Source organism: Kitasatospora sp. NPDC127060 (assembly GCF_042724935.1).
Classification (GTDB): Bacteria; Actinomycetota; Actinomycetes; order Streptomycetales; family Streptomycetaceae; genus Kitasatospora.
Window position 1 is genome coordinate 1 of record NZ_JBHXEG010000016.1, and the last position, 21,417, is coordinate 21,417.

Annotated in this window: 19 protein-coding genes; 8 read left to right on the forward strand and 11 right to left on the reverse strand. The window is 73.3% G+C overall.

The features are described from left to right. The 5 genes from ACFWIS_RS12100 to ACFWIS_RS12120 all read right to left on the reverse strand — a co-directional run. Window positions 1-1,270: peptidoglycan-binding protein (locus ACFWIS_RS12100; protein WP_380452450.1), on the reverse strand; the 1,270-nt coding region annotated here is incomplete at its 3' end. Window positions 1,271-1,487: 217 nt separating this feature from the next. Further along, a complete protein-coding gene (locus tag ACFWIS_RS12105) occupies window positions 1,488-2,399 on the reverse strand; it encodes a pyridoxamine 5'-phosphate oxidase family protein (RefSeq protein ID WP_380452451.1) in 912 nt (303 codons plus the stop codon). Window positions 2,400-2,408: 9 nt separating this feature from the next. Beyond that, window positions 2,409-2,879: a VOC family protein gene (locus tag ACFWIS_RS12110; RefSeq protein ID WP_380452453.1), complete on the reverse strand. Its 471-nt coding sequence runs from the start codon at window positions 2,877-2,879 to the stop codon at window positions 2,409-2,411. Window positions 2,880-3,086: 207 nt separating this feature from the next. Continuing rightward, window positions 3,087-4,118, reverse strand: coding sequence for an XRE family transcriptional regulator (locus tag ACFWIS_RS12115; protein WP_380452455.1), 1,032 nt, complete (start codon window positions 4,116-4,118; stop codon window positions 3,087-3,089). 299 nt (window positions 4,119-4,417) lie between these two features. Then, the gene (locus ACFWIS_RS12120) at window positions 4,418-6,598 is read right to left on the reverse strand and encodes a protease pro-enzyme activation domain-containing protein (RefSeq protein ID WP_380452456.1); all 2,181 of its coding nucleotides are present in this window, start codon (window positions 6,596-6,598) and stop codon (window positions 4,418-4,420) included. Between the two features lie 259 nt (window positions 6,599-6,857). On the opposite strand from ACFWIS_RS12120, the gene ACFWIS_RS12125 reads away from it, so the two are divergent. Next, a complete protein-coding gene (locus ACFWIS_RS12125) occupies window positions 6,858-7,424 on the forward strand; it encodes a CGNR zinc finger domain-containing protein (RefSeq protein ID WP_380452457.1) in 567 nt (188 codons plus the stop codon). Window positions 7,425-7,562: 138 nt separating this feature from the next. On the opposite strand, the gene ACFWIS_RS12130 is transcribed toward ACFWIS_RS12125, so the two are convergent. The 3 genes from ACFWIS_RS12130 to ACFWIS_RS12140 form a co-directional block, all read right to left on the reverse strand. Next, window positions 7,563-9,059: an FAD-dependent monooxygenase gene (locus ACFWIS_RS12130; protein WP_380452459.1), complete on the reverse strand. Its 1,497-nt coding sequence runs from the start codon at window positions 9,057-9,059 to the stop codon at window positions 7,563-7,565. 154 nt (window positions 9,060-9,213) lie between these two features. Further along, window positions 9,214-10,914, reverse strand: coding sequence for a phenylacetic acid degradation protein PaaN (gene paaN / locus ACFWIS_RS12135; RefSeq protein ID WP_380452461.1), 1,701 nt, complete (start codon window positions 10,912-10,914; stop codon window positions 9,214-9,216). 214 nt (window positions 10,915-11,128) lie between these two features. Continuing rightward, window positions 11,129-12,394: a hypothetical protein gene (locus tag ACFWIS_RS12140; protein WP_380452463.1), complete on the reverse strand. Its 1,266-nt coding sequence runs from the start codon at window positions 12,392-12,394 to the stop codon at window positions 11,129-11,131. A 128-nt stretch (window positions 12,395-12,522) separates the two neighbouring features. Between ACFWIS_RS12140 and ACFWIS_RS12145 the strand changes: the two genes are divergently transcribed. Beyond that, window positions 12,523-13,107: a TetR/AcrR family transcriptional regulator gene (locus tag ACFWIS_RS12145; protein ID WP_380452465.1), complete on the forward strand. Its 585-nt coding sequence runs from the start codon at window positions 12,523-12,525 to the stop codon at window positions 13,105-13,107. Window positions 13,108-13,177: 70 nt separating this feature from the next. Here the strand turns inward: ACFWIS_RS12145 and ACFWIS_RS12150 are convergent, their stop codons facing one another. Beyond that, window positions 13,178-13,624 (reverse strand): Lrp/AsnC family transcriptional regulator, encoded by a 447-nt coding sequence (locus tag ACFWIS_RS12150; RefSeq protein WP_188305817.1) that lies wholly within the window; start codon window positions 13,622-13,624, stop codon window positions 13,178-13,180. A gap of 164 nt (window positions 13,625-13,788) precedes the next feature. On the opposite strand from ACFWIS_RS12150, the gene pdhA reads away from it, so the two are divergent. The 4 genes from pdhA to ACFWIS_RS12170 all read left to right on the forward strand — a co-directional run bounded on the left by pdhA (window position 13,789) and on the right by ACFWIS_RS12170 (window position 19,088). After that, window positions 13,789-14,928 (forward strand): pyruvate dehydrogenase (acetyl-transferring) E1 component subunit alpha, encoded by a 1,140-nt coding sequence (pdhA, locus tag ACFWIS_RS12155; RefSeq protein ID WP_380452468.1) that lies wholly within the window; start codon window positions 13,789-13,791, stop codon window positions 14,926-14,928. After that, entirely contained in the window at window positions 14,928-15,923 is a 996-nt protein-coding gene (locus ACFWIS_RS12160) for an alpha-ketoacid dehydrogenase subunit beta (protein WP_380452470.1), read from the forward strand. The genes pdhA and ACFWIS_RS12160 overlap by 1 nt, the downstream gene beginning before the upstream one ends. A 5-nt stretch (window positions 15,924-15,928) precedes the next feature. Continuing rightward, a complete protein-coding gene (locus tag ACFWIS_RS12165; protein WP_380452647.1) occupies window positions 15,929-17,263 on the forward strand; it encodes a dihydrolipoamide acetyltransferase family protein in 1,335 nt (444 codons plus the stop codon). 244 nt (window positions 17,264-17,507) lie between these two features. Then, window positions 17,508-19,088, forward strand: a complete 1,581-nt coding sequence (locus tag ACFWIS_RS12170) for a globin domain-containing protein (RefSeq protein ID WP_380452472.1) — start codon at window positions 17,508-17,510, stop codon at window positions 19,086-19,088. A gap of 51 nt (window positions 19,089-19,139) precedes the next feature. Here the strand turns inward: ACFWIS_RS12170 and ACFWIS_RS12175 are convergent, their stop codons facing one another. Next, the gene (locus ACFWIS_RS12175) at window positions 19,140-19,682 is read right to left on the reverse strand and encodes an NUDIX domain-containing protein (protein ID WP_380452474.1); all 543 of its coding nucleotides are present in this window, start codon (window positions 19,680-19,682) and stop codon (window positions 19,140-19,142) included. 335 nt (window positions 19,683-20,017) lie between these two features. On the opposite strand from ACFWIS_RS12175, the gene ACFWIS_RS12180 reads away from it, so the two are divergent. Then, window positions 20,018-20,440, forward strand: a complete 423-nt coding sequence (locus tag ACFWIS_RS12180) for an SsgA family sporulation/cell division regulator (protein ID WP_380452476.1) — start codon at window positions 20,018-20,020, stop codon at window positions 20,438-20,440. A gap of 118 nt (window positions 20,441-20,558) precedes the next feature. Here the strand turns inward: ACFWIS_RS12180 and ACFWIS_RS12185 are convergent, their stop codons facing one another. Further along, window positions 20,559-20,939, reverse strand: coding sequence for a phage holin family protein (locus ACFWIS_RS12185; RefSeq protein WP_380452477.1), 381 nt, complete (start codon window positions 20,937-20,939; stop codon window positions 20,559-20,561). A gap of 140 nt (window positions 20,940-21,079) precedes the next feature. Here ACFWIS_RS12185 and ACFWIS_RS12190 point away from each other — a divergent pair, with 140 nt between their 5' ends. Further along, on the forward strand, window positions 21,080-21,397 hold the full coding sequence (locus ACFWIS_RS12190; protein ID WP_380452479.1) for a cupin domain-containing protein: 318 nt from the start codon (window positions 21,080-21,082) through the stop codon (window positions 21,395-21,397). The last annotated feature ends 20 nt before the right edge of the window (window positions 21,398-21,417 follow it).

Consider the following 21,417-nt stretch of genomic DNA (forward strand, 5'->3'; position numbering starts at 1 on the left):
CGGCCTCGCTGCCGCGCCAGCCCTGGGCGAGTTGGAAGGCCTGGGTGGCCTTGCGGTCGGCTTCGCCCCACCGGGGGCCGGGGCCGGTGGTGTAGGAGCCGCCGAAGCCCTTGCGGACCAGCTGTTCGCCGAGTTGGCGGACGTGGTCGTTGCTCTGGCCGGGGGCGAAGTACCGGGTGCCGGGGAAGGCCGGGGGGCCGGTGGGCGGCGGGGGCGGCAGGGGGGTGCCGGCGCCGATGTCGCGGCCCTTGTTGTTGACCAGGAAGTCCCAGGTGTCCTTGCCCGGGAGGCCGTCGGCCTCGCTGCCGCGCCAGCCCTGGGCGAGTTGGAAGGCCTGGGTGGCCTTGCGGTCGGCTTCGCCCCACCGGGGGCCGGGGCCGGTGGTGTAGAAGCGGGCGCCGCCGCGCTGGACCAGCATCTGGCCGAGCCTGGTGACGTACGCGTTGTCGGCGCCGGGGCCGAACTTGTCCGCGCCGGGGAAGGCGTTGCCGGAGGGGGCGCCGTCGCTGCTGCCGCCGGACAGGCCGGTGTAGCGGTAGGGGACGTAGGAGCCGGAGTTGTTCCAGTAGGCGTACGGGGTGGCGCGCTTCTTGGTGCCGGGGGAGGTCTGCTCGTAGGCGAGGTACCTGGTGCGGGAGGAGTCCGTCCAGCCGGCGAAGATCGTCACGTGCGAACCGGCCTGGGGGTTGGCCGGGTTGTTGTAGATCAGCACGTCGCCGGGCTGGAGGTCGTTCCGGTTGATCCGTTCGGCGAAGTTCGGCAGGGTCCAGGTGGTCTGGTTGCTGCCGAGGCCCCAGGCCATCGAGACGAAGCCGGAGCAGTCCTGGCGGTAGCCGTCCGACCAGTAGCGGCCCATGCTGTACGGCACGGCCTGGTCGACCCATGCCTGGGCGCGCTGGACGATCTGGGCCCGGGTGACGGGCTGGGCGGCGAGCCGGGGGGCGGCGAAGGAGCGGGCGCCGGGGGCGTCGCCGCCGTAGAGGCCGCTGACCTCGCCCTGGGGGGTCCGCGGGGGCTGGCTGGTGCTGCTGCCGCCCGGGGTGGGGCCGGGCGCGGGGGCCGCGGCGGCGGTGCCGCCGCCGATCGCGGTGCCCACGGCGGCCATCAGGACGGCGGCCCGGCGGCGGACGGAGCGGGCCGCGGCATGGCCGCCCTCGTGGACCGGCGCGGCGTGCAGCCGGGCGCGGCGGCGGGCGTTGCAGCCCCCGCATATGCAGTCCTCGTCCGGGTCGACCTCGTCGAACTCCATCAGTGGGTCGGTGAGGGTCATGCTCCGCCTCTTTTCCTGCGGTCCTTCCTGGTCGACGCCTGACGGCGGGACAGGAACGGCCTTCCCGGGCCGACCGCGTGTTGTGGGGACCAAAGTCCCAAAGCGGGCGGGGTGCGGCGCGGTGGATTGAGCCGGACGGGTGAGGGGTCTCTCCCGTCCTTCGGCCGGGGGCACCCCCAGGACCCCTGGCCGGGCCGGTACGGACGCTGAGTCGGCGTCAGCGCGGGTTGGCGGGCGAGTACTCGGGATCGGTCCAGGTCAGCGGGGTGGCGTCGGCGAGCTCGCGGACGCCGGTGACGGTCAGTTCGACCATCCGCTCGGCGCCGGGGGCGGACTGCCGGGCCTCCTCGGACCAGTCGGTGCGGGCCTCGCCGGTGACCAGCAGCGCCCCGCCGGTCTCCCAGTCGGGCAGCAGCAGCCCGGCCCGCGGGTCCAGCTCCAGGTTCCCGAGGGTCAGGAACATGCTGTTGCCCCGGTACTCGGGCCAGCGCAGCCGGTCCGGTGCCACCGCCTCCAGGAAGCCGGGGAAGCCGCCGCGGTGCGAGGCGTCCACCCGGCCGTCCGGGCCGGTGGTGGCGATGAAGAAGGTGTCGGCGGTGCCCGCGGCCAGCCGCTGCGCGGTCGAGAGCACCGGTCCCGAGGCGACCGTGCGGGGCGCGCCGGCGCCCGGGCGGTCCAGCGGGGTGCGGCGCTGGATGTACTTGGGGCAGTTGGACACCACCTCCTCGGAGTGGACCACCAGCCCGCCCCGGCCGTCCGGGGCCGAGCGGCCGTTGAGCCGCATCCGGCGCCGACCGGCCGGGTCCAGGGCGATGGTGCCCAGCTGCGCCGGGCGGGCCAGCGCCTCGGCCAGCGGATCGGCCTCGGCCGGGCGGGTGGCGACCGTCATGGTGCGTTCGTCGGGGGCCCGCAGGAAGCCGGCCGGGCCGGACAGCTGGGTGGCCCAGACCCGGCCGTCCGGGTCGGCGGCGCCGACCACCAGCATCCGCCGCTCGGTGAGGAAGCGGGCGGCCACCGCCGGGACGGTGTCGCGGATCGAGCGGCCGGCGTGGTCGGCGCGGTCGGTCGCTCCGGCGCGGGCCTGGGCGGTCCGCTCGCCGGGGTGGTAGGGGGTGGCGGTGCTGGTCATGGCGTGGCCTTAGAAGAATCCGCAGGTGGGGGCGGAGGCGTGGGGGGCTTGGGCGGCGGTCTCGTCGACTCCGGTGCGGGTGTAGACCTCCAGACGGATGCCGTCCGGGTCGCTGAAGAAGATGCCGCCGGAGGTGGAGCCCTCGGCGTGCGGGACGACGCCGTCGTAGGCGAACTCGGCGCCCAGTCCGCGCAGCAGTTCCTCGGTGGCGCGGACCTCGTCGAGGGTCTCCACCTCGAAGGAGAGGTGGTGCAGGCCGGGGGTGGCGGTGGAGAAGGTGCCGGCGCTCTGCTGCCAGAGGGTGAGCACCAGGCGGCCGTCGCGGCCGAGCATGGCGAAGCGGCGCTCGGGGTCGGTGCCCTGGTGGGTGAGCTGGAGACCGAGGACGGCGCGGTAGAAGTCGGTCGAGCGGCTCAGGTCGGTGACGTTCAGGCCCACGTGGCCGGTCTGCAGGGTGCGGAGCGCGGTGGTGCTGGACATGCCTGGTCACTCCCGGGTCTGGGGCTTCCGGCGAGGCTCTTGCCTAACCGATGTTCATGAGATTAAAGGTTAGGTGATGGAGCGTCAACCGGTATGTGGGCATGAAGGGGTTAGGTGAAGGGAGCGAGGGAAGGGGTCGGGGGAACGCGGGAGCCCCGCCGGACCGGTGGTCCGACGGGGCTCCTGGGGCTCGGGGAGGGGGTGGCGCTACGGCCATTCCCAGCGGATGCCGATGTGGCCCGGCTGCTGGTCCGGGGCCAGGACGTGGGCGCTCGCCGAGGCGCCGATCCACAGCTGCTCGCGGCGGTGGTCGACGTCGGCGCCGGGCTCGCGGTCGTAGCGCTCGCAGTGCACCGGGACGGCCGCCGGGTCGAAGTGCACCTGGAGCACGTACTCGCGCACCGTGGTGGCGAAGCGGCGGCTGTACTCCATGGTCGGGCCGCCCGGCGGGATCTCCACCTCGTACTCGAAGACCGTGCTGTCGCCGTGCCCGAGCGGGCGGTCCAGCATCAGCTCGGCGACGGTCAGCCCGACCTCCGGGCGGCGGCGGACCCGGCCGAGCCGGCCGTGCCGCACCGAGGTGATCTCCGGGCAGCCGGTGGCCTCCTCGTCGGCCTTGTGCACGACCAGGCAGCGGCCGACGCCGCCGACGGTCGCGCGCACCACCTGGCGCATCCGCAGCAGGTTGGCGCGCCGCTCGGCGTCCACGTAGTACGAGTCGTGGATGCTGAGCCGCTCCAGCTCGCCGGCCGGCGGGGCGTCCAGCTCGGCGAAGATCGAGGCGATCTCCTGCTCGCCCGGCCAGACGTCCTCCAGTCCGAGGTGGAGGGTGTTGGCGGCGGCGGCCCAGCGGCCGCGCGGGCGGGGCGGGCCGAGCAGCGAGGAGAGCGAGCTGTGCGGCAGGCCGAGCAGTTCCTCCAGCAGGTGGACGGCGCGCAGCGAGCTGGCCCGCTCGGGCTGGCTGCGGCCGCGGCGCCAGTAACTCAGCGTCGTGACGCTGACCCTGACGCCGCGTTGGGCCAGGGCGGCGCGGATCCGGTCCAGGCTGAGGCCGCTGGCCTCGATCGCCAGGTGCAGGGCGTCCGCGAAGCCGCCGGCCGGGGCGGGGCGGCCGGCGGACGGCGCGGGGGTCGGCGGGGCGGGGTTCGTGGGGGGCGCCGGGGCGGGCGGGTCGGGACGCTCCGTATGCGATCCGACCAGCCGCAACCGCGCGGCGTCCTGAGGTTGCTGTGCGGCCATGCGGTGACCCTCCCCGCCAGGTGAGTGCGGTGGCGCCGGACCGGCGCCGGGGCGCGCCGCCAGCAGCTTCACCGAGCTTTGGGGAACCCTATGCACGGTCGAGAGGCTACGTCATCAGTCGCGCGTATGACAGTGGTCACGGCAGGTGAACCGGATGGTTAGCGATCTTGAAACAGTGTGGAAACACGGCCGGAACGCGAGCCCCGGAAGGGTGGCGAACCGGGCGGAACGGACACCGCCGGGGCGGGCCGTGTCGGCGCCGCCCCGGCGGGGGACTGGGTGGTGCTACCGGATGGTGATCACTTGACGTTCAGCGCGACGTCGTCGATCACGAAGCTGGTCTGGTTGGAGCCGTCCTCGGTGCCGGTGAACGTGAGGGTCACGGTCTGGCCGGCGAAGGAGGTCAGGTCCAGGGTCTGCTGCACGTAGCCGGCGGCCGCGTCCGCGTTGGACCAGGTCTTCAGCGTGGTGTTGCCGGCCTTCAGGGTCAGCTTGTCGTACGCGGTGGCGCCGGTCTCCGCGGTGTCGATGTGCAGCGCGAAGGTGAGGGTCGCGGAGGCGCAGCCGGCCGGGACCGTGACGGTCTGCGACAGGGTGTCGGTGTGGGTGGTGCCGTAGCCGTCCAGCCAGGCCTTCCAGCTGCCCGAGTGGGCCGGCTCGGAGGAGCTGTTGTCCAGCACGCTGCCGGAGGCCGTCCAGGGGGCGGCGGTGCCGCTCTCGAAGCCGCCGTTGCCGATCAGCTGGGCGGCGGTGCAGCCGCCGGCGGGCGGCGGGGTGGTGCCGCCGGTGCTTCCGCCGGTGCTGCCGCCGAGCAGGGCGGTGGTGAGGGCGTCGGCGACCGGGCTGCCCCAGCCGGTGACCTGGTCGTAGCCGGTCTTGGTGGCGAAGTCCTGGTTGGCGCCGCTGGTCACGTCGTGGAAGGCGCTGCCGTAGCCGGCGCTGTTCGCGACCGCGTACAGCTTCGGGCTCGCCTCACCGAGGGCGGGCTGCCCGGCGGCCTTGGCCTTCTGGTTGAACTGGGCTGCGTAGCCGGCCCACAGCGGCGCGGCCGCGCTGGTGCCGCCGTAGACGTTCCAGCCACCGCCGGTGTAGATCGCGAAGCCGCTCTGCGGGTCGGCGTTGGAGGCGACGTCCGGGACGGTGCGCATGGTGCCGTTGACGCCGGTGCCGGTCTGCCAGCTGGGCTTGGCGAACACGGTGGAGACGCCGCCGCCGGCGGTGCTCCAGGCGCTCTCCGAGGAGTAGCCGTTGCTGCCGGTGACCTGGAGGTTGGTGCCGCCGACGCCGGTCTGGTGCGGGCTGGAGGCCGGGAAGTCGACCGAGGTGACGCCCGAACCGCTGGCCGAGCGGGTGCAGTCGCGCGAGCCGTCGTCCCCGGAGGCGGAGAACACCGAGATGCCCTGGGCGGCGGCCTGCTTGAAGGCGTTGTCGACGGCGGTCATCGAGGCGGCGGTGGTGTCCGGCTCGCAGGTGCCCCAGGAGATCGAGATGACCGAGACCTTGTTGTCGGCCACGATCTTGTTGGCCATGTCGATCTCGCCCTGGTCGCTGTTGGGGGCCTCGTAGAGCAGCTGGGTGGCCTTGGGGGCCGCGCCGCGGACGATCTCGCTGTCCAGCTCGACCTCGCCCTCGCCCTGGCCGGGCGAGGAGTCGTAGTTCGCGCCGTCCACCGCGACGGTGGAGACGGCCGGGCCGGTCAGGCCGTACTGCGAGTCGTAGGTGGTCAGGTCCGAGGACTTGTAGCCGTCGAACTCCCAGAGGGCGACCGTGGTGCCGGTGCCGTCGGCGCCGGTCTTGTCCAGGTTGTAGGCGCCCCGGTACTGGGCCGGGGCCATGCCGTTCGGGGTGGCGGTGGCGGCGTTCGGCGTCACCGAGTTCGGCGTGGCGATCCGGCCCTTGCGCACCGCGTGGTTGTCCAGGCCGCTCAGGCCCTGGACCACGGAGGCCAGTTCGGCGGGGATCGAGGCGGCGTCGTCGTTGGCGAAGAAGGTGCGCTGCTGCTGCGGGTCGACGTAGGCGCTCTCGTGGGTGCCGAAGGCCTGCGAGATCTGCGCGGCGGTGCCGTGGGCGTTGACCACCTGGCGGTTGGCGCTGATGTCGCCCACGGTCAGGCCCTGGGCGGTCAGGTAGGCCTTGACCTGGTCGACGGCCTGCTGGGTGGGCGCGAACTGCGCGCTGAACTGCTCCGGCGTCAGGTACTTGCCGAACTCCGGCGTGCCGGGCGTGGTGACCGCGGTGAGGAAGCGGTCCAGCTGGTCGGCGTTGCGCAGCTTGAGGCTGACGGCCACCGAGATCTGCTGCTCGGCCGGGACGTCACCCTTCTTCTCCGCGTGGGCCACCGCGGGGTTCACGGTGTTCGGCAGGGCGACGCGCGGGGCCGCGTGGGGGGTGGCGGCCTGCGCGGTGGAGACGCCGAGCGAGACGGCGGTCAGCGGCAGGACGGCTATCGCCGCGGCGAGGGCGAGGGAACGGGGGCGCACGGATCCTCCTCCGGCCGGCTGTGGGGAGCCGGCAAGGGGCAAGGCGTTCCGAGGGGTTCGGGAACGCTGGCTAGAACATGTCAGAGCGGATCGGTGCTTTGGATCATGGACGGGCAATTGGTTGCTAAAAAACAGTCAACTGTGGAGGCGTGGAAAGCGGGGGATTCCATACAGTGAATGGCCGGAATTCCGGTGACGGTCCATACCGATTCGCCGCGCCGGGACCGGCCGTAGAATCGGACCGAGCCGAGGGAGGGCCATGACTGACGTGACGCCGGACCCGAGGGACCACCGGCCGCTGATCGGCGAGCCGCTGGCGCTCGACCTGCTCAACACCCGTTGGGCCGGCACACCCGTCAACGACGCGCTCACCGATGTCGAGCAGTACGGGATCTGGCTCTCCAGCAACGGGCTGAGCGGGCGCTGCACGGCTGACGAGGCCGGGCTGACGGCGATCCGGCAGGCCCGCGAGGCGATCCTGCTCGCCGCCCAGGAGGCACGCGAGCAAGGCGAGTTGGGCGCGGCCGGGCGGAGCGGGCTGGACGCGGTGCTGGCGCACGGGCGGATCCGGCGGACGGCCGGGCCGGGCGGGGCCGAGGAGCGGGTCGAGGTCGACCGGCCGGAGTGGCTGGCGCCCTGGCTGGCGGCGGACGACTTCCTCGGGCTGCTCGGGCAGGGCGCCCACCGGGTGAAGCAGTGCGCACACGAGGCGTGCATTCTGCATTTCTTCGACGCCTCGCAGAACGGGCGCCGGCGGTGGTGCCGGATGGCGGTCTGCGGGAACCGGGCGAAGGCGGCGCGGCACTACGTGAAGGCGCGGGGTTAACGGACGACCGAACGAAGCGTCGGCGTCGCCCCGCAGACGGGAGTTCGAAGAAACGCCCTCACGGACGACCGAACGACGACTGGTCGGCGGGCGGGCCGTCCCCGCGCCCCTGGCGGAACGCGGGGACGAGCGGGCGGGTCAGGCGTCGGCGGGGGCGCCCAGCCAGCTGGTGAGGGCCTCGCGCAGTTCGCCCTGGCCCGGGTCGACGGCGCCCCAGGCGACGTAGCCGTCCGGGCGGATCAGCAGGACGGTGTCGGCGAGCTTGCCGTGCGGGTCGGCCGGGGCGGCGCAGACCAGGTGGTCCGCCCAGGGCCCGGTGGCGGCCAGCTCGTCATTGCTGACCAGGACGAACTTCCCGGCGCGCAGCGCCTCGTAGAGCCGCTCGGGGCCGGCCGGGGCGCCCTCGGCGGGCTTGCTGAGGGCGGTCAGCCGAAGGTCCGGTACGCGCTTGCCGACCTGCGGGTGGGCGCCCTTGGGGGCCGGGTAGGAGATCTCGATGCCGGAGACCATCCGGGCGCCGCGCTCGGTGAGCAGGTCCAGGTGGCCGCCGATCGCGGTGAGCGCTCCGCGCAGGGCACGGGTGGGGGCGGACTCGGCGAGGGCGATCCGGATCAGCGCGCCGGAGGTGCGCAGCACCGCCTTGCCGACCGGGTGCCGCTCGCTCTGGTAGGTGTCCAGCAGCGCGTCGCCGGCCCCGCCGCGGAGGGCGGCGGCGAGCTTCCAGGAGAGGTTGGCGGCGTCCTGGAGGCCGGTGTTCATGCCCTGGCCGCCGGCCGGGGAGTGGCAGTGGGCGGCGTCGCCGGCCAGGAAGACCCGGCCGGAGCGGTAGTTGGGGGCCTGCCGCTCGTCGCTGTGGAAGGTCGAGCTCCACCGCACGTCGTGCAGGCCGAAGTCCTCGCCCTGGGTGGCCCGGACGATCGCGGTGAGCTGCTCGGGGGTGGGCGTGGTGCCGTCCGGGTGCTGCTCGTTGCGGTCCCAGGCGATGACCCGGTACCAGCCGTCGCCGAACGGGGCGATGAAGGAGAAGCCGCTCTTGTTGGCGCCCACGGCGATCGCGTCGGCGGGCTCCCGCTCCAGCCGGACGTCGGCCAGTACCACCGAGTCGACCACGGACTCGCCGGGGAAGGGGATGCCGAGCAGTTCGCGGACGGCGGAGCGGACGCCGTCGGTGCCGACGGCGTAGCGGGCCCGGTGCGTCCGGCCGTCGCCGGTCTCCAGGGTGACGCCCTCGGCGTCCTGGCGCAGTCCGGTGACCTCGGCGCCGCGCAGGATGGTGGCGCCGGCCCGTACGGCCCGTTCCTGGAGCACCCGTTCGACGTGGTACTGCGGGGTGATCAGGACGAACGGGAAGCGGCTGGGCAGGGTGCTGAGGTCGATGCCGACCTTGTTCAGCATCCTCAGCCCGCTGAGCGGGCGGCCGGTGGCGATGACTTCCTCGGCGATGCCCCGGGCGTCCAGCAGTTCCAGGGTGCGGGCGTGCACGGCGAAGGCACGGGTGAGGTTCGACTCGTTGGTGCGCTTCTCCAGGACGGTGACGCCGACCCCGGCGGCGGCGAGGTCGCCGGCCAGCAGCAGTCCGGTCGGTCCGGCGCCGACGATGATGACGTCGGTTTCGGTCGTCGGCTTCACGGCCATGTATCAGCTCCCGTTGTTCGGAGGGCGGTTGGACGCCGTTTCCGGCGCTCTCCCAGCCTCCATCATCGCGGGCGCGGCTGGAGCTGTGAACCGCCGGTCCCCCGGTGGCCGTCGGCCGCCGGGGGACACGGGGGGTTCGAGGGGTCGGGCCGGCTCAGCCGTGGCGGCGGATCTCCACGGTGCGGAACCGGTTGGCGACGAAGGCGCCGTCGCAGTAGGCCGAGTTGGCGGCCGGGTTGGCGCCGGTGCCGTGCAGGTCGGAGAAGGCGGCGGTCTGGTTGGGGTAGACGCCGCCGGTGAGGTTGAGCGACAGCGAGACGCCCGAGTCCAGCGCGGCCTCGACCAGCAGGGCCTCCACCGCGGGGGAGGTGGTGTAGCCGGAGGCCGTCATGGCGCCCTTCTCGCGGACCGTGGTGCGCAGCAGTTCCACGGCGGCGGGGGTGGACTCGACGGCGACGGCGAAGGTGACCGGGCCGAAGCACTCGCTGCGGAAGACCGAGCGGTCGTCGGGCTTGTCGGCGTCCAGCTTGACCAGCGCCGGGGTGCGCAGGGTCGCGCCGGGGAAGTCAGGCGAGACCACCGCGCGCGGGGCGAGGGCGAGTTCGCCGTACTCGCCGCCGGCCGCGGCGGCCGAGCGCTGCAGCACGCCCGGGTTGACCACGGCACCGAGGATGGCGGCGGCCCGGGCGTCGTCGGAGAGCAGGCCCTCGATGGCGGCGGCGAGGTCGGTGACCACCTGGTCGAAGGACTTGTCGCCCTGGTCGGTGCCGATGCCGCCGCGCGGGATCAGCAGGTTCTGCGGGGTGGTGCACATCTGGCCGGTGTAGAGGGAGAGCGCGAAGGCCAGGTTGCCCAGCATGCCCTTGTAGTCGTCGGTGGAGTCGATCACCACCGCGTTCACGCCGGCCTTCTCGGTGTAGACCTGGGCCTGCTTGGCGTGCTCCTCCAGCCAGTCGCCGAAGGCGGTGGAGCCGGTGTAGTCGATCATCTTGATCTCGGGCCGGACGGCGAGCGACTGGGCGACGGTGCCGCCCTCGTGCTCGGCGGCCAGGCAGACCAGGTTGGCGTCGAAGCCGGCCTCGGCGAGCACCTCGCGGGCGATCGCGACGGTCAGCGCGAGCGGCAGCACGGCCCGCGGGTGCGGCTTGACCAGCACCGGGTTGCCGGTGGCCAGCGAGGCGAACAGGCCCGGGTAGCCGTTCCAGGTGGGGAAGGTGTTGCAGCCGATCAGCAGGGCGAGGCCGCGCGGGACGACGGTGAACTGCTTGGTCATGACCAGCGGCTCGCGCTTGCCCTGGGGCTTGGTCCAGCCGGCCTGCTCGGGCAGCCGGGTCTGCTCGGCGTACGCGTAGGCGACGGCCTCCAGGCCGCGGTCCTGGGCGTGCGGGCCGCCGGCCTGGAAGGCCATGCCGTAGGCCTGGCCGGTGGTGTGCATGACGGCCTGGGCGAACTCGTGCGAGCGGGCGTTGATCCGGTGCAGGATCTCCAGGCAGACGGCGGCGCGGTGCAGCGGCGAGGCGGCGGCCCAGCCGGGCCGGGCGGCGCTCAGCGCGGCGATCAGCGCGTCCGGGGCGGCGTGCGGGTAGGTGATGCCCAGCTCGATGCCGTACGGGGAGGCCTCGCCGCCGACCTGGTCGCCGTCGCCGGGGTGGCTGTCGAGGGCGAAAGGCTTGCCGAGCAGCGCGTCGAAGGCGGCCTTGCCGTCCGCCGGGCCGCTCTCGCCGTAGGCCTTCGGGAACTCGGGGTACGGGGACCAGTAGTCGCGCTTCGCGGCGGCGGCGAGCGCGGCGTCCAGGGTGGCCTGGTGGCGCTCGACCAGCTCGCCGACGAAGGGGTGGGTGACCGCTGCGGACATCTGTGCGCTCCTCAGAGGGGAGGACGGGACACGTCACAGGGTAACCGAACGATCGGTCGGTTCAAGAGGGTGCCGGGAACGGATTGCGGCCGGGGCGCCGGGGGCGGGAAGCGGACGGGGCAGGGGCGGGAAAGGGACGGGGCGCGGGGGCGGGAAAGGGACGGGGGCGCGTCCTGGTCGGACGCGCCCCCGGGGGGCCTTCGGCGGGCCGGGTCTACGGCACCCCGAGCTCGAAGATCACGTACCCGGCGTACCAGCCCGAGGCGATCGCCCCCGTCCCCAGCACCGTCGCCAGCACCGGCCAGCTGAGCTTGCGCATCCCCACCGCGAGCGCGATGAACAGTGGGAAGGCCGGCAGCAGGTAGCGCGACACGTTGCCGAAGATGCCCAGGCTGCCGAGCACCGAGACGATCGTGGCCAGCGTGTAGGCGGTCAGCACCAGCGGCGGGCGCAGCCGCACCAGCAGCACGATCAGCACCGGCAGGCTGAACACGATCAGGGTGGCCAGGAGGTCCGGCACGGGGAACGCGAAGGGGTAGTCGCTGCGGCCCAGCAGCACCCCGCGGATCGCCTGCCAGGTGCCCTGGCCGCCGTCGAAGTAGTGCAGCCAGGCGTCGTGCTGCAGCCGGAAGTAGCCGCCCCACTCGCCGGTCCGCGAGCCCACCCAGGCCACGTAGCCCAGCAGGCCGACCGGGGCCAGCAGCATCGCCGCCAGCGGGCGCAGCACTCCGCTCTCCCGCCGGTACAGCTCGACCAGCGCGGCCAGGCCGACCGCGCCGATCAGCGCCGCCGCGGTCGGCCGGTTGAGCCCGGCGACCAGGGTCACCACCCCGGCCGCCACCCACTGCTTGGTCATCACCAGGTAGCAGGCCCAGGCCGCCAGCGCGACGAACAGCGAGTCCGAGTAGACCGCCCACTCCGCGCCCGAGCCGGGCGCGATCGCCCAGAGTCCGGCCGCGATCACGCCCGCGCGGGGGCCGGACAGCTTCTCCACCACGGCGTAGATCCCGGCGGCGGCGAACAGCGAGGCCAGCACCGAGACCAGCATCCCGGCGCCGTAGAGGCCGAGGCCGGTGGCGTCCGAGGTCAGCCGCATCAGGCCCGGATAGAGCGGGAAGAAGGCGGCCGAGTTCTGCTCGATGTTGAAGCCCGGCTGGCCGCCCGGGATCGGCACCAGCGCCGGGTGGTAACCGAACTGGGCGACCTGCTGGTACCACCAGCCGTCCCAGCTGGCCAGCACGTCCCAGGGGTTGGCGCCGCCGCCGAACCGGGCCGGCTTCTTGGCGTAGTCGCCGGCGAAGGAGAGCAGCTTCATGAAGACGGTGAAGCCGATCAGCTTGAGCACCGCGTAGCACCACACGGCCGGGCCGAACCGCACCACCAGTGCCTGGGCGCGCTCCTGCCAGGTGCGCGGGGAGCCCTCCGGCTGCCCGCTGCGCTGGTCGGGCACGTCGGAGGAGACTGCCGGTATTGCGTTCATCAGCTGCGAACCCCAGGCTGCTGGACGTGGACGATCGTCCGCCGAGTCTAGGGGGTCCCCTCTCCGGCTGGTGTGGACCAGCTGGACCCGATCGCGTACCGGGCGGGGCGGCCGGGGATACTCGGAGGATGGCCGATCACACCACGCGCACCGCCTACACCGTCGAGTCACTGCTCGCGGTGACCGTCGACGTGTTCAACGAGCGCGGATACGACGGCACCTCGATGGAGGACCTCTCCCGGGCGGCCGGGATCTCCAAGTCCTCGATCTACCACCACGTCCGCGGCAAGGAGGAACTGCTGCGGCTGGCCGTCGGGCGGGCGCTGGACGGGCTGTTCGCGATCCTGGCCGAGCCGGCGGCGGTGACCGGCCCGGCGGTGCACCGGCTGGAGCACGTGGTGCGGCGCACCGCGGAGGTGCTGCTGGCGGAGCTGCCGTACGTGACCCTGCTGCTGCGGGTGCGCGGCAACACGGCCACCGAGCTGTGGGCGCTGGAGCGGCGCCGGGACTTCGACCACCAGGTGGCGGAGCTGGTGCGGGCGGCCGTCGCGGACGGCTCGCTGCGCGGGGACGTGGAGCCGCGGCTGGCCACCCGGCTGCTGTTCGGGATGATCAACTCGATCGTGGAGTGGTACCGGCCGGGGCTGAAGGCGGCCGACGGGGTCGCGGACGCCGTGGTGCACCTGGCCTTCGACGGGCTGCGGGCGCGGTAGGCGGGCGGCCGGGTACGGGCGCGGCAGGCGGGCGCCGCGCGCCGATCCGACAGGATCCGCCGGACAGACCCTAGTCCGGCGGCACCTGGTCGGTCTCCTCGAACACCAGCATGGTCTGGGTGCCGAGCACCTGCGGGATGGACTGGATGCGGTTGAGCACCAGCTCCCGCAGGGCGTGGTTGTCGGCGGTGTGCACCAGCAGCAGGACGTCGAAGTCCCCGCCGACCAGGGCGATGTGGGCGACCCCGGGCAGCGCCAGCAGCTGCTCCCGCACGGTGCGCCAGGAGTTCTGCACGATCTTCAGGGTGATGTACGCGGACGCGCCCTGACCTGCCCGTTCGTGGTCCACCCGGGCGGTGAAGCCGCGGATGATGCCGTCCTCGACCATCCTGGAGATCCGGGCGTACGCATTGGCCCGGGACACGTGCACCCGCTCGGCCACCGAGCGGATCGAGGCGCGGCCGTCCTGCTGCAGCAGCCGCAGGATCGACCGGTCGACCCGGTCGAGTCTGGACATCTGTTCAGCCGACATGACCCCCCACCCTCGACGATTGGACACACTGCCACCAGTCGACCGCCACTCGGGCCGAATGTCCACCACCTTGTCACGCTTCTGGTCAAAGTGAACAGACGACCGAACAATCGGTAGGGAGCCCCCGCCACCCATGGAGGTGCCCCGAGATGACCGTTCTCGACCACAGACACCACACCGGAGTGCCCGGCTGGATGCCCGGGGCCACCGCCCCGCGCACCGATCCGGCCCCGCTCCTCCCGGACGTCTCCCCCGTCCGGGTGCTCGGCACCCCCGCGCTGGAGAAGTACGACCCGGCGCTGCTGCGCGAGCTCTACCGGCGACTCGTCGTCGGCCGCCGCTACAACCAGCAGGCCACCACTCTGACCAAGCAGGGCCGCCTCGCCGTCTACCCGGCGTCCACCGGGCAGGAGGCCTGCCAGGTCGCCGCCGCCCTGGTGCTCGGCGAGCGCGACTGGCTGTTCCCCAGCTACCGCGACACCCTCGCGGTGGTCTCCCGCGGGGTCGACCCGCTGGAGGCGCTGACCCTGCTGCGCGGCAACGCCCACACCGGCTACGACCCCCGCGCCAGCCGGACCGCCCCGCTCTGCACCCCGCTCGGCACCCAGGCCCCGCACGCCGTCGGACTGGCCCACGCCGCCCGGCTGCGCGGCGAGCCGGCGGTCGCGCTGGCCCTGCTCGGCGACGGCGGCACCAGCGAGGGTGACTTCCACGAGGCGCTGAACTTCGCCGCCGTGCTGCGGGCGCCGGTGGTCTTCCTGGTGCAGAACAACGGTTACGCGATCTCCGTCCCGCTCAGCGCGCAGTCCGCAGCGCCCAGCCTCGCCCACAAGGCGGTCGGCTACGGCATGCCGGGCCGGCTGGTGGACGGCAATGACGCGCCCGCCCTGCACTCGGTGCTCAGCGAGGCGGTAGAGCGCGCCCGCGCCGGCGACGGCCCGACCCTGGTCGAGGCGCTGACCTACCGGATCGAGGCCCACACCAACGCCGACGACGCCACCCGCTACCGCACCGAGTCCGAGGTGGAGGCCTGGCGGGAGCACGACCCGATCCTGCTGATGGACCGCGCCCTGCGCGAACTCGACATCCTGGACGACGAGTTGGTCCAGCAGGCAGCCGACGAGGCCGAGACGCTGGCGGCCCGGATGCGGGCCGAGTTCCATGCCGACCCGGAGCTCGACCCGATGGCCCTGTTCGCCCATGTCTACGCCGATCCGACCCCGCAACTGCGGGAACAGGCAGCCCAGTTGGCCGCCGAGCTGGCCGCCGAAGCCGAGGTGCAGCACTGATGTCGACCTCAACCCCCACCCGCACCCTGAGCATGGCGCAGGCGCTCAACTCCGCGCTGCGGGACGCCCTGCGGGAGGACCCGACGGTCCATGTGCTCGGTGAGGACGTCGGCGCGCTCGGCGGCGTCTTCCGGATCACCGACGGGCTCACCGCCGAGTTCGGCGCCGACCGTTGCCTGGACACCCCGCTCGCCGAGGCCGGCATCCTCGGCACCGCGATCGGCATGGCGATGTACGGGCTGCGCCCGGTGGTCGAGATGCAGTTCGACGCCTTCGCCTACCCGGCGCTGGAGCAGCTGTTCTCGCACGTCGCCAAGATGCGCAACCGCACGGCCGGCCGGCTCCCGCTGCCGATCACCGTGCGCATCCCGTACGGCGGCGGCATCGGCGGCGTCGAGCACCACAGCGACGCCTCCGAGGCGTACTACGCCAGCACCCCCGGCCTGCACGTGGTCACCCCCGGGACGGTCGCCGACGCTTACGGGCTGCTGCGCGCCTCGATCGCCTCCGACGACCCGGTGGTCTTCCTGGAGCCCAAGCGGCTCTACTGGGGCAAGGCCGACCTCGACCCGACCGCGCCGGTCGAGCCGATCGGGAAGGCCGCACTGCGGCGCACCGGCACCTCCGCCGTGCTGATCACCTACGGCCCCTCGCTGCCGGTCTGCCTGGAGGCGGCCGAGGCGGCGCGGGCCGAGGGCTGGGAGCTCGCGGTGCTCGACCTGCGCACCCTGGTGCCCTTCGACGACGAGACCGTCACCCGGGTGGTGCGCTCGATCGGGCGCGCCGTGGTGGTGCACGAGGCGAGCGGTTTCGGCGGCACCGGCGCGGAGATCGCCGCCCGGATCACCGAGCGCTGCTTCCACCACCTGGCCGCGCCCGTGCTGCGGGTCACCGGCTTCGACATCCCGTACCCGCCGCCGATGCTGGAGCACCACCACCTGCCCGGAGTGGACCGGATCCTGGACGCGGTCGCCCGGCTGCAGTGGGAGGACTGAGGATGATGCCCGTCGTACGGGAGTTCCGGCTGCCCGACCTCGGTGAGGGGCTCACCGGGGCGGAGGTGGTGCGCTGGATGGTCGAGGTCGGCGAGGTGATCGCGGTCGACCAGCCGGTGGTGGAGGTGGAGACGGCCAAGGCCGTGGTGGAGGTGCCCTGCCCGTACGGCGGGGTGGTCACCGCGCGGTACGGCGCGGAGGGCGAGGAGATCGCCGTGGGCGCGCCGTTGGTGACGGTCGCGGTGGCCTCGGCGGGTTCGGACGGTTCCCCGGAGGGCGCTCCGGAGGCTCCGGCCGCGCTGTCGGCGGAGGTCGAGCGGCCGCTGGTCGGGTACGGGGTGGCCGAGAGCAGGGGTGGACGGCGGCGCCGGGTGGGGGCCGCCGCCCCGGCGGCGGTCGCGGTCGCGCCGACCGCTCCGGTTGCTCCCGTCGCGCCGACCGTTCCGGTCGCTCCGGTTGCGCCGACCGCTCCGGTCGTGGTGCCGGTGATCTCGCCGCTGGTGCGGCGGTTGGCCCGGGAGCAGGGGGTCGACCTGGCCGCGCTCACCGGCAGCGGGCCGGACGGGCTGATCATGCGGGCGGACGTCGAACGGGCGGTAGCGGCCAAGGTGGCCGCTCCGGTGGTGGCCGCTCCGGCCGTCGCGGCTCCGGGGGACGACGTCGTCCCGCTGCGCGGGCTGCGCAAGGCGGTGGCCGAGAAGCTCAGCCGCAGCCACCGGGAGATTCCCGCCGCGACCTGCTGGGTGGACGCCGACGCCACCGAACTGATGTCGCTGCGAAGGCAGTTGAATGCCACGCCGGGGCCGAAGGTGAGCGTGCTGGCGCTGCTGGCCCGGATCTGCACGGTGGCTCTGGCGCGCTTCCCCGAGCTCAACTCCAGTGTGACCGAGGATGGTTCGGGCATCGTCCGGCACTCGGCGGTGCACCTGGGCTTCGCGGCCCAGGGGGAGCGCGGACTGGTCGTCCCGGTGGTCCGGGACGCCCACACCCGCAGCACCGAGCAACTCGGCGAGGAGCTGGCCAGGTTGACCGAGTCGGCGCGCAGTGGGTCGCTCACTCCAGCCGAACTGACCGGCGGAACCTTCACGTTGAACAACTACGGGGTGTTCGGCGTGGACGGCTCCACCCCGATCCTCAACCACCCCGAGGCGGCGATGCTCGGGGTCGGCCGGATCGTGGCCAAACCCTGGGTGCACGGCGGGCAGTTGGCGGTCCGCGAGGTGACCCAGCTGTCGTTCACCTTCGACCACCGGGTCTGCGACGGCGGGACGGCGGGCGGTTTCCTGCGGTTCGTGGCCGACTGTGTCGAACAGCCGGGGATGCTGCTGCGGCAGCTCTGAGCGGGCCGGAGCTGGACCGCTCCGAGCAGGGCGGGGTCGCCCTGGGTGTGCTGCTCGGCACTCAGGGCGACCGCCGATCGAGCGAGAGTAGCGCGTTCCCGGGCCGGGCGTGCGGGCTTCACATGATTTGTCGGATGAGCAGTTCGGGCGTGCCACGCTGCCTAGGCGTCAGCAGAGACAAGCCAGGTGGTGGCGCAGGCCGGCCGGAGGCGAAACGATTCTCTTGGGTACTCGAAACGTTGCGGTGAAGTCCCGCAGAACACTCCTGATCCGCACCGGGCACGGCTCGGCGGAGGCCGCCTCCGTCCCGGGCCTGCCGGAGGTGCCGCCGGTGCCGGCGGACCCGCCCGACCTGCCGCCCACGGCGGTGCACCTGCCGCCGGTCGTGCCGCCGGTCGTGCCGCCGGTCGTGCCGCCGGTCGTGCCGCCCCCGCCCACCGAGCCGCCGGCCGTCCCCGCGCCCAGCTACCCGGAGCCGCCCTCGACCACCGGCACCGCCCCCTCCTTCCAGCCGCTGCTCACCGCTGCCCCCAGTCTCAACTGGGCTGGCCCCGGCGACAGTTGGAGCGAAGCCTGGGCTACGCCACCGGCCGTCGGGCCGTACCCGGCGCCACCGGCCGCCGGGCCGTCGGCGCCCGGAACGCCGGTCGGCGTGGTTCCGATCGCTGCCGCCTCCGGCGTCGAACTCCCGCTCACCGCACGGGACATCGAGCTGATCCGGGCCAGCCTCGCGGTGGTCGAGCCGGTCGCCGACCGGGCCACAGCGCACTTCTACGCCCTGCTCTTCCTGCACCACCCCGAGGTCCGCTCGCTCTTCCCCGCCGCCATGGACGTCCAGCGCGACCGGCTGTTCCGCGCTCTGCTGGCCGCCGCCCGCGGTGCCGAGGACCCAGCGGCACTGCGCACCCGGCTGAGCGCGCTCGGCCGAGGCCACCGCCGCTACGGCACCCTGACCGGCCACTACGCCCCGGTGGGGGAGTGCCTGGTGCAGGCGCTGGCCCGGTACGCGGGCAGCCGCTGGGACGCCGAGACCGAACTGGCCTGGCGCCGCGCCTACCGGCTGATCTCCACCCTCATGATCGAGGCCGCCGAGGAGGCAGCCCGCACCTCGCCGCCCTGGTGGCAGGGCGAGGTGGTCCGGCACGAGCACCGCACCCGGGACGTCGCGGTGCTCACCGTCCGCCCGGACCAGGCCTACCCGTTCCGGGCCGGTCAGTACTGCAGCCTGGAGACGCCCTGGTGGCCGCGGGTCTGGCGGCCCTACTCCTTCGCCTCCGCACCGCGCCCGGACGGGCTGCTGACCTTCCACGTCAAGGCCGTCCAGGCGGGCTGGGTGAGCAACGCGCTGGTGCACCGGGCCGCCCCCGGGGACGTCCTGCGGCTGGGCCCGGCGGCCGGCTCGATGACCGTCGACCACACCGCCGGCGCCGACCTGCTCTGCCTCGGCGGCGGCACCGGCATCGCGCCGATCCGCGCCCTGGTCGAGGAGGCGGCCGAGCAGGGCGCGTCCGGGGGTAGCGTCGAGGTGTTCTACGGGGCCCGGAGCGCCGCCGAGCTGTACGAGCTGGACGCGCTGCGCGAGCTGGCCGGGCGGCTGCCCTGGCTGACAGTACGGCCGGTGCTGTCCGGCACCGGACCGGCCGAGGGCGTGCTGACCGGTGAACTGCCCGAGGTGGTGGGCCGGTTCGGGCCGTGGGCCGACCGGGAGGCGGTGCTCAGCGGCCCGCCCGCGATGGTCCGGCGCGGAGTCGGGGTGCTGCTGCGGGCGGGCCTGCCGGCCGAGCGGATCCGGCACGACCTGGTCGGTGAACTGGCGGCGGGATAGCGGCCGGGGCAGGGCAGGGCTGGGGCAGCGGCCGGGGCGGCGGCCCGGTGGTCAGCCGAGGTCGGGAGCGAGGAGCGCGCGGATGCCCTCGATGTTGGCCGCGAGGTACGCCCGCAGCCTGGGCGGGACGACGTTCACCGAGGTCACGCCCTCACGGGTGAACGGCAGCCGGACCACCTCGTACTCGCCGTTCGGGTCCGTCACCTCGGGCCCGTGCCGCCGGCTGAGGTCCATCGAGGCCAGCCGGCAGACGAAGAAGTGCTGCACCTTCACCCCGTGCGGGTGGAGCAGGGTGCCGTCGTCGTGGTGCGTGTGGCTGATGGTGTCGACGAAGGCGGGCACCACGTCCACGACCTTGCCGCCGAGTTCCTCGCCCACCTCGCGGTGCAGCGCCTCGACCACCGTGCGGTCCTCGGGTTCGACCCCGCCGCCCGGGGTGATCCAGTACGGGTGCGGCGCCCCGGGCCGGACCCGCCGGATCAGCACGATCGAGGCCGGGCCGTGCGGATCGTCCGGGTCCAGCTCCAGCAGGATCGCCCGCGCGGTCCGCTTGACCACCGGGCGCGGCGGCGGGGTTCGGTTGTCGGGGCTCATGGCGACCTCCGGGGCTGGCGCGTTGTGCGGGAGTGTCCCGCGCCGGGCCGGGGTCGAAACGCCCGGGATGGGGGGAATGAGCCCGCCGTGGGTGCTCCGAGGCCCGCCGTTCGGCCGCTGGATCCGCCCGGTCGTCTCCGCACGCTCCGGGCCGGGCCCGGTGAGGTCACTCGTTCGCCATGTGAAGAAGCACGTCTTGTCCACCACCTGCCGAAACATGGACGATGAGGATCGAACGCGGATTGCTTGCCCAAAACCGTCGAAACCATGTCCGGCCGCCGGCGGAACCCTCATCCCCACACACCGAGGCCGGGCAGAAGAGAGGTACTGGCGCCATGCAGCACAGCACAGTCCAGGGGCACCTGGTGATGAACCTCGTGGTCTCGCCCGAGCTGTCCTTCAGCCTCGTGGTGGACCTGGCCTACGAGCCCGGTGATCCGTACGCGGTCCGGTGCACCTTCCACCTCCCCGGCGACGCCCCGGTCACCTGGGTGTTCGCGCGCGAGCTGCTGCTCGACGGCCTCAGCGGCCCGGCCGGCGAGGGCGACGTGCGCATCCACCCGGTCGGCGGGGAGCTCTCGGAGGTCTCCATCGAGCTGCACTCCCCCAACGGGGAAGCGCTGCTGCGTGCCCCCGCGCCCCCGCTGATCGCCTTCCTGGCGCGCACCGACCGGCTGGTGCCGATGGGGCAGGAACTCACCGGCCGGGAACTCGACGCCCAGCTAGCGGACATCCTCCGGGGATGCGACGCGGGTTGAGTCCCCGGGTTGAGTCCCCGGGTTGAGTCCCCGGGATACGACGAAGGGGCCCGCACCCGGTGGAACACCCGGGCACGGGCCCCTCTCGCGTCCGCGTGCGACACCGCGCACGACGGGGTCAGTCGTCGTCCAGGGCCAGGTGCAGACCCCAGGCGACCAGGCTGATGATCAGCGAACCGACGAGCGCGGAACCGAAGTTGACCACGTGGAAGTCCAGCTCCAGCTTGGTCGACGCCCAGGACGTGAGCAGCAGCATCAGGGCGTTGATCACAAAGGTGATCAGGCCCAGCGTGAGGATGAACAACGGGAACGAGAACAGCTTCACCACCGGCTTGATCAGCCAGTTGATGAGCCCGAAGACGACGGCGACGCCGAGCACCGTCAGCGCCTTGTGCTGCCAGTCGGCCTTGCCCTGGGCGAGTTGGATGCCGCTGACGATCCAGGCGGCGACCCAGATGGCCGCCGCGTTGATCAGTGTTTTGATGACGAAACCCTTCATGGCGCCCAAGCCTGACAGGCGCCCCGGCCCGGGGGAAGGTCCCGTAGGAGGAGCTGGTGTTGAATGCCCCTGGCCCGGGAGGTGGACGGGACGGGCCGGGCGGACCGCCGAAGTGCGGGTGACGGAGGAGGACGGCAGCGGTGAAGGTGTTCCGGCTGGACGAACTGGACGCCGAGCGGGCGGCCAACGACGGCGCGTACCTGCGGTTCCTGCGCGAACCCCGGATGTCCGCCGGCCTGTACGCGCTCTCCCCCGGCGACACCGACACCCAGACCGCCCACGACCAGGACGAGATCTACCAGGTGATCAGCGGCCGGGCCGAGCTGACCGTCGGCGCCGAGACCACGACCGTCGCGCGCGGCACCGTGGTGTACGTCCCGGCCGGCACCCCGCACCGCTTCCACCACATCACCGAGGAACTGCGGGTCCTGGTGGTGTTCTCCCCGCCGGAGGACTGACCCCGTCCGTCCGTCGTAGA

What these genes read in the sequence shown, in the direction of transcription:
- ACFWIS_RS12105 (WP_380452451.1), bottom strand. Translation starts at nt 2,399, where the DNA reads ATGACCAGCACCGCCACCCCCTACCACCCCGGCGAGCGGACCGCCCAG.
- ACFWIS_RS12110 (WP_380452453.1), bottom strand. Translation starts at nt 2,879, where the DNA reads ATGTCCAGCACCACCGCGCTCCGCACCCTGCAGACCGGCCACGTGGGC.
- ACFWIS_RS12115 (WP_380452455.1), bottom strand. Translation starts at nt 4,118, where the DNA reads ATGGCCGCACAGCAACCTCAGGACGCCGCGCGGTTGCGGCTGGTCGGA.
- ACFWIS_RS12125 (WP_380452457.1), top strand. Translation starts at nt 6,858, where the DNA reads ATGACTGACGTGACGCCGGACCCGAGGGACCACCGGCCGCTGATCGGC.
- ACFWIS_RS12130 (WP_380452459.1), bottom strand. Translation starts at nt 9,059, where the DNA reads ATGGCCGTGAAGCCGACGACCGAAACCGACGTCATCATCGTCGGCGCC.
- paaN (WP_380452461.1), bottom strand. Translation starts at nt 10,914, where the DNA reads ATGTCCGCAGCGGTCACCCACCCCTTCGTCGGCGAGCTGGTCGAGCGC.
- ACFWIS_RS12140 (WP_380452463.1), bottom strand. Translation starts at nt 12,394, where the DNA reads ATGAACGCAATACCGGCAGTCTCCTCCGACGTGCCCGACCAGCGCAGC.
- ACFWIS_RS12145 (WP_380452465.1), top strand. Translation starts at nt 12,523, where the DNA reads ATGGCCGATCACACCACGCGCACCGCCTACACCGTCGAGTCACTGCTC.
- ACFWIS_RS12150 (WP_188305817.1), bottom strand. Translation starts at nt 13,624, where the DNA reads ATGTCCAGACTCGACCGGGTCGACCGGTCGATCCTGCGGCTGCTGCAG.
- pdhA (WP_380452468.1), top strand. Translation starts at nt 13,789, where the DNA reads ATGACCGTTCTCGACCACAGACACCACACCGGAGTGCCCGGCTGGATG.
- ACFWIS_RS12160 (WP_380452470.1), top strand. Translation starts at nt 14,928, where the DNA reads ATGTCGACCTCAACCCCCACCCGCACCCTGAGCATGGCGCAGGCGCTC.
- ACFWIS_RS12165 (WP_380452647.1), top strand. Translation starts at nt 15,929, where the DNA reads ATGCCCGTCGTACGGGAGTTCCGGCTGCCCGACCTCGGTGAGGGGCTC.
- ACFWIS_RS12175 (WP_380452474.1), bottom strand. Translation starts at nt 19,682, where the DNA reads ATGAGCCCCGACAACCGAACCCCGCCGCCGCGCCCGGTGGTCAAGCGG.
- ACFWIS_RS12180 (WP_380452476.1), top strand. Translation starts at nt 20,018, where the DNA reads ATGCAGCACAGCACAGTCCAGGGGCACCTGGTGATGAACCTCGTGGTC.
- ACFWIS_RS12185 (WP_380452477.1), bottom strand. Translation starts at nt 20,939, where the DNA reads ATGAAGGGTTTCGTCATCAAAACACTGATCAACGCGGCGGCCATCTGG.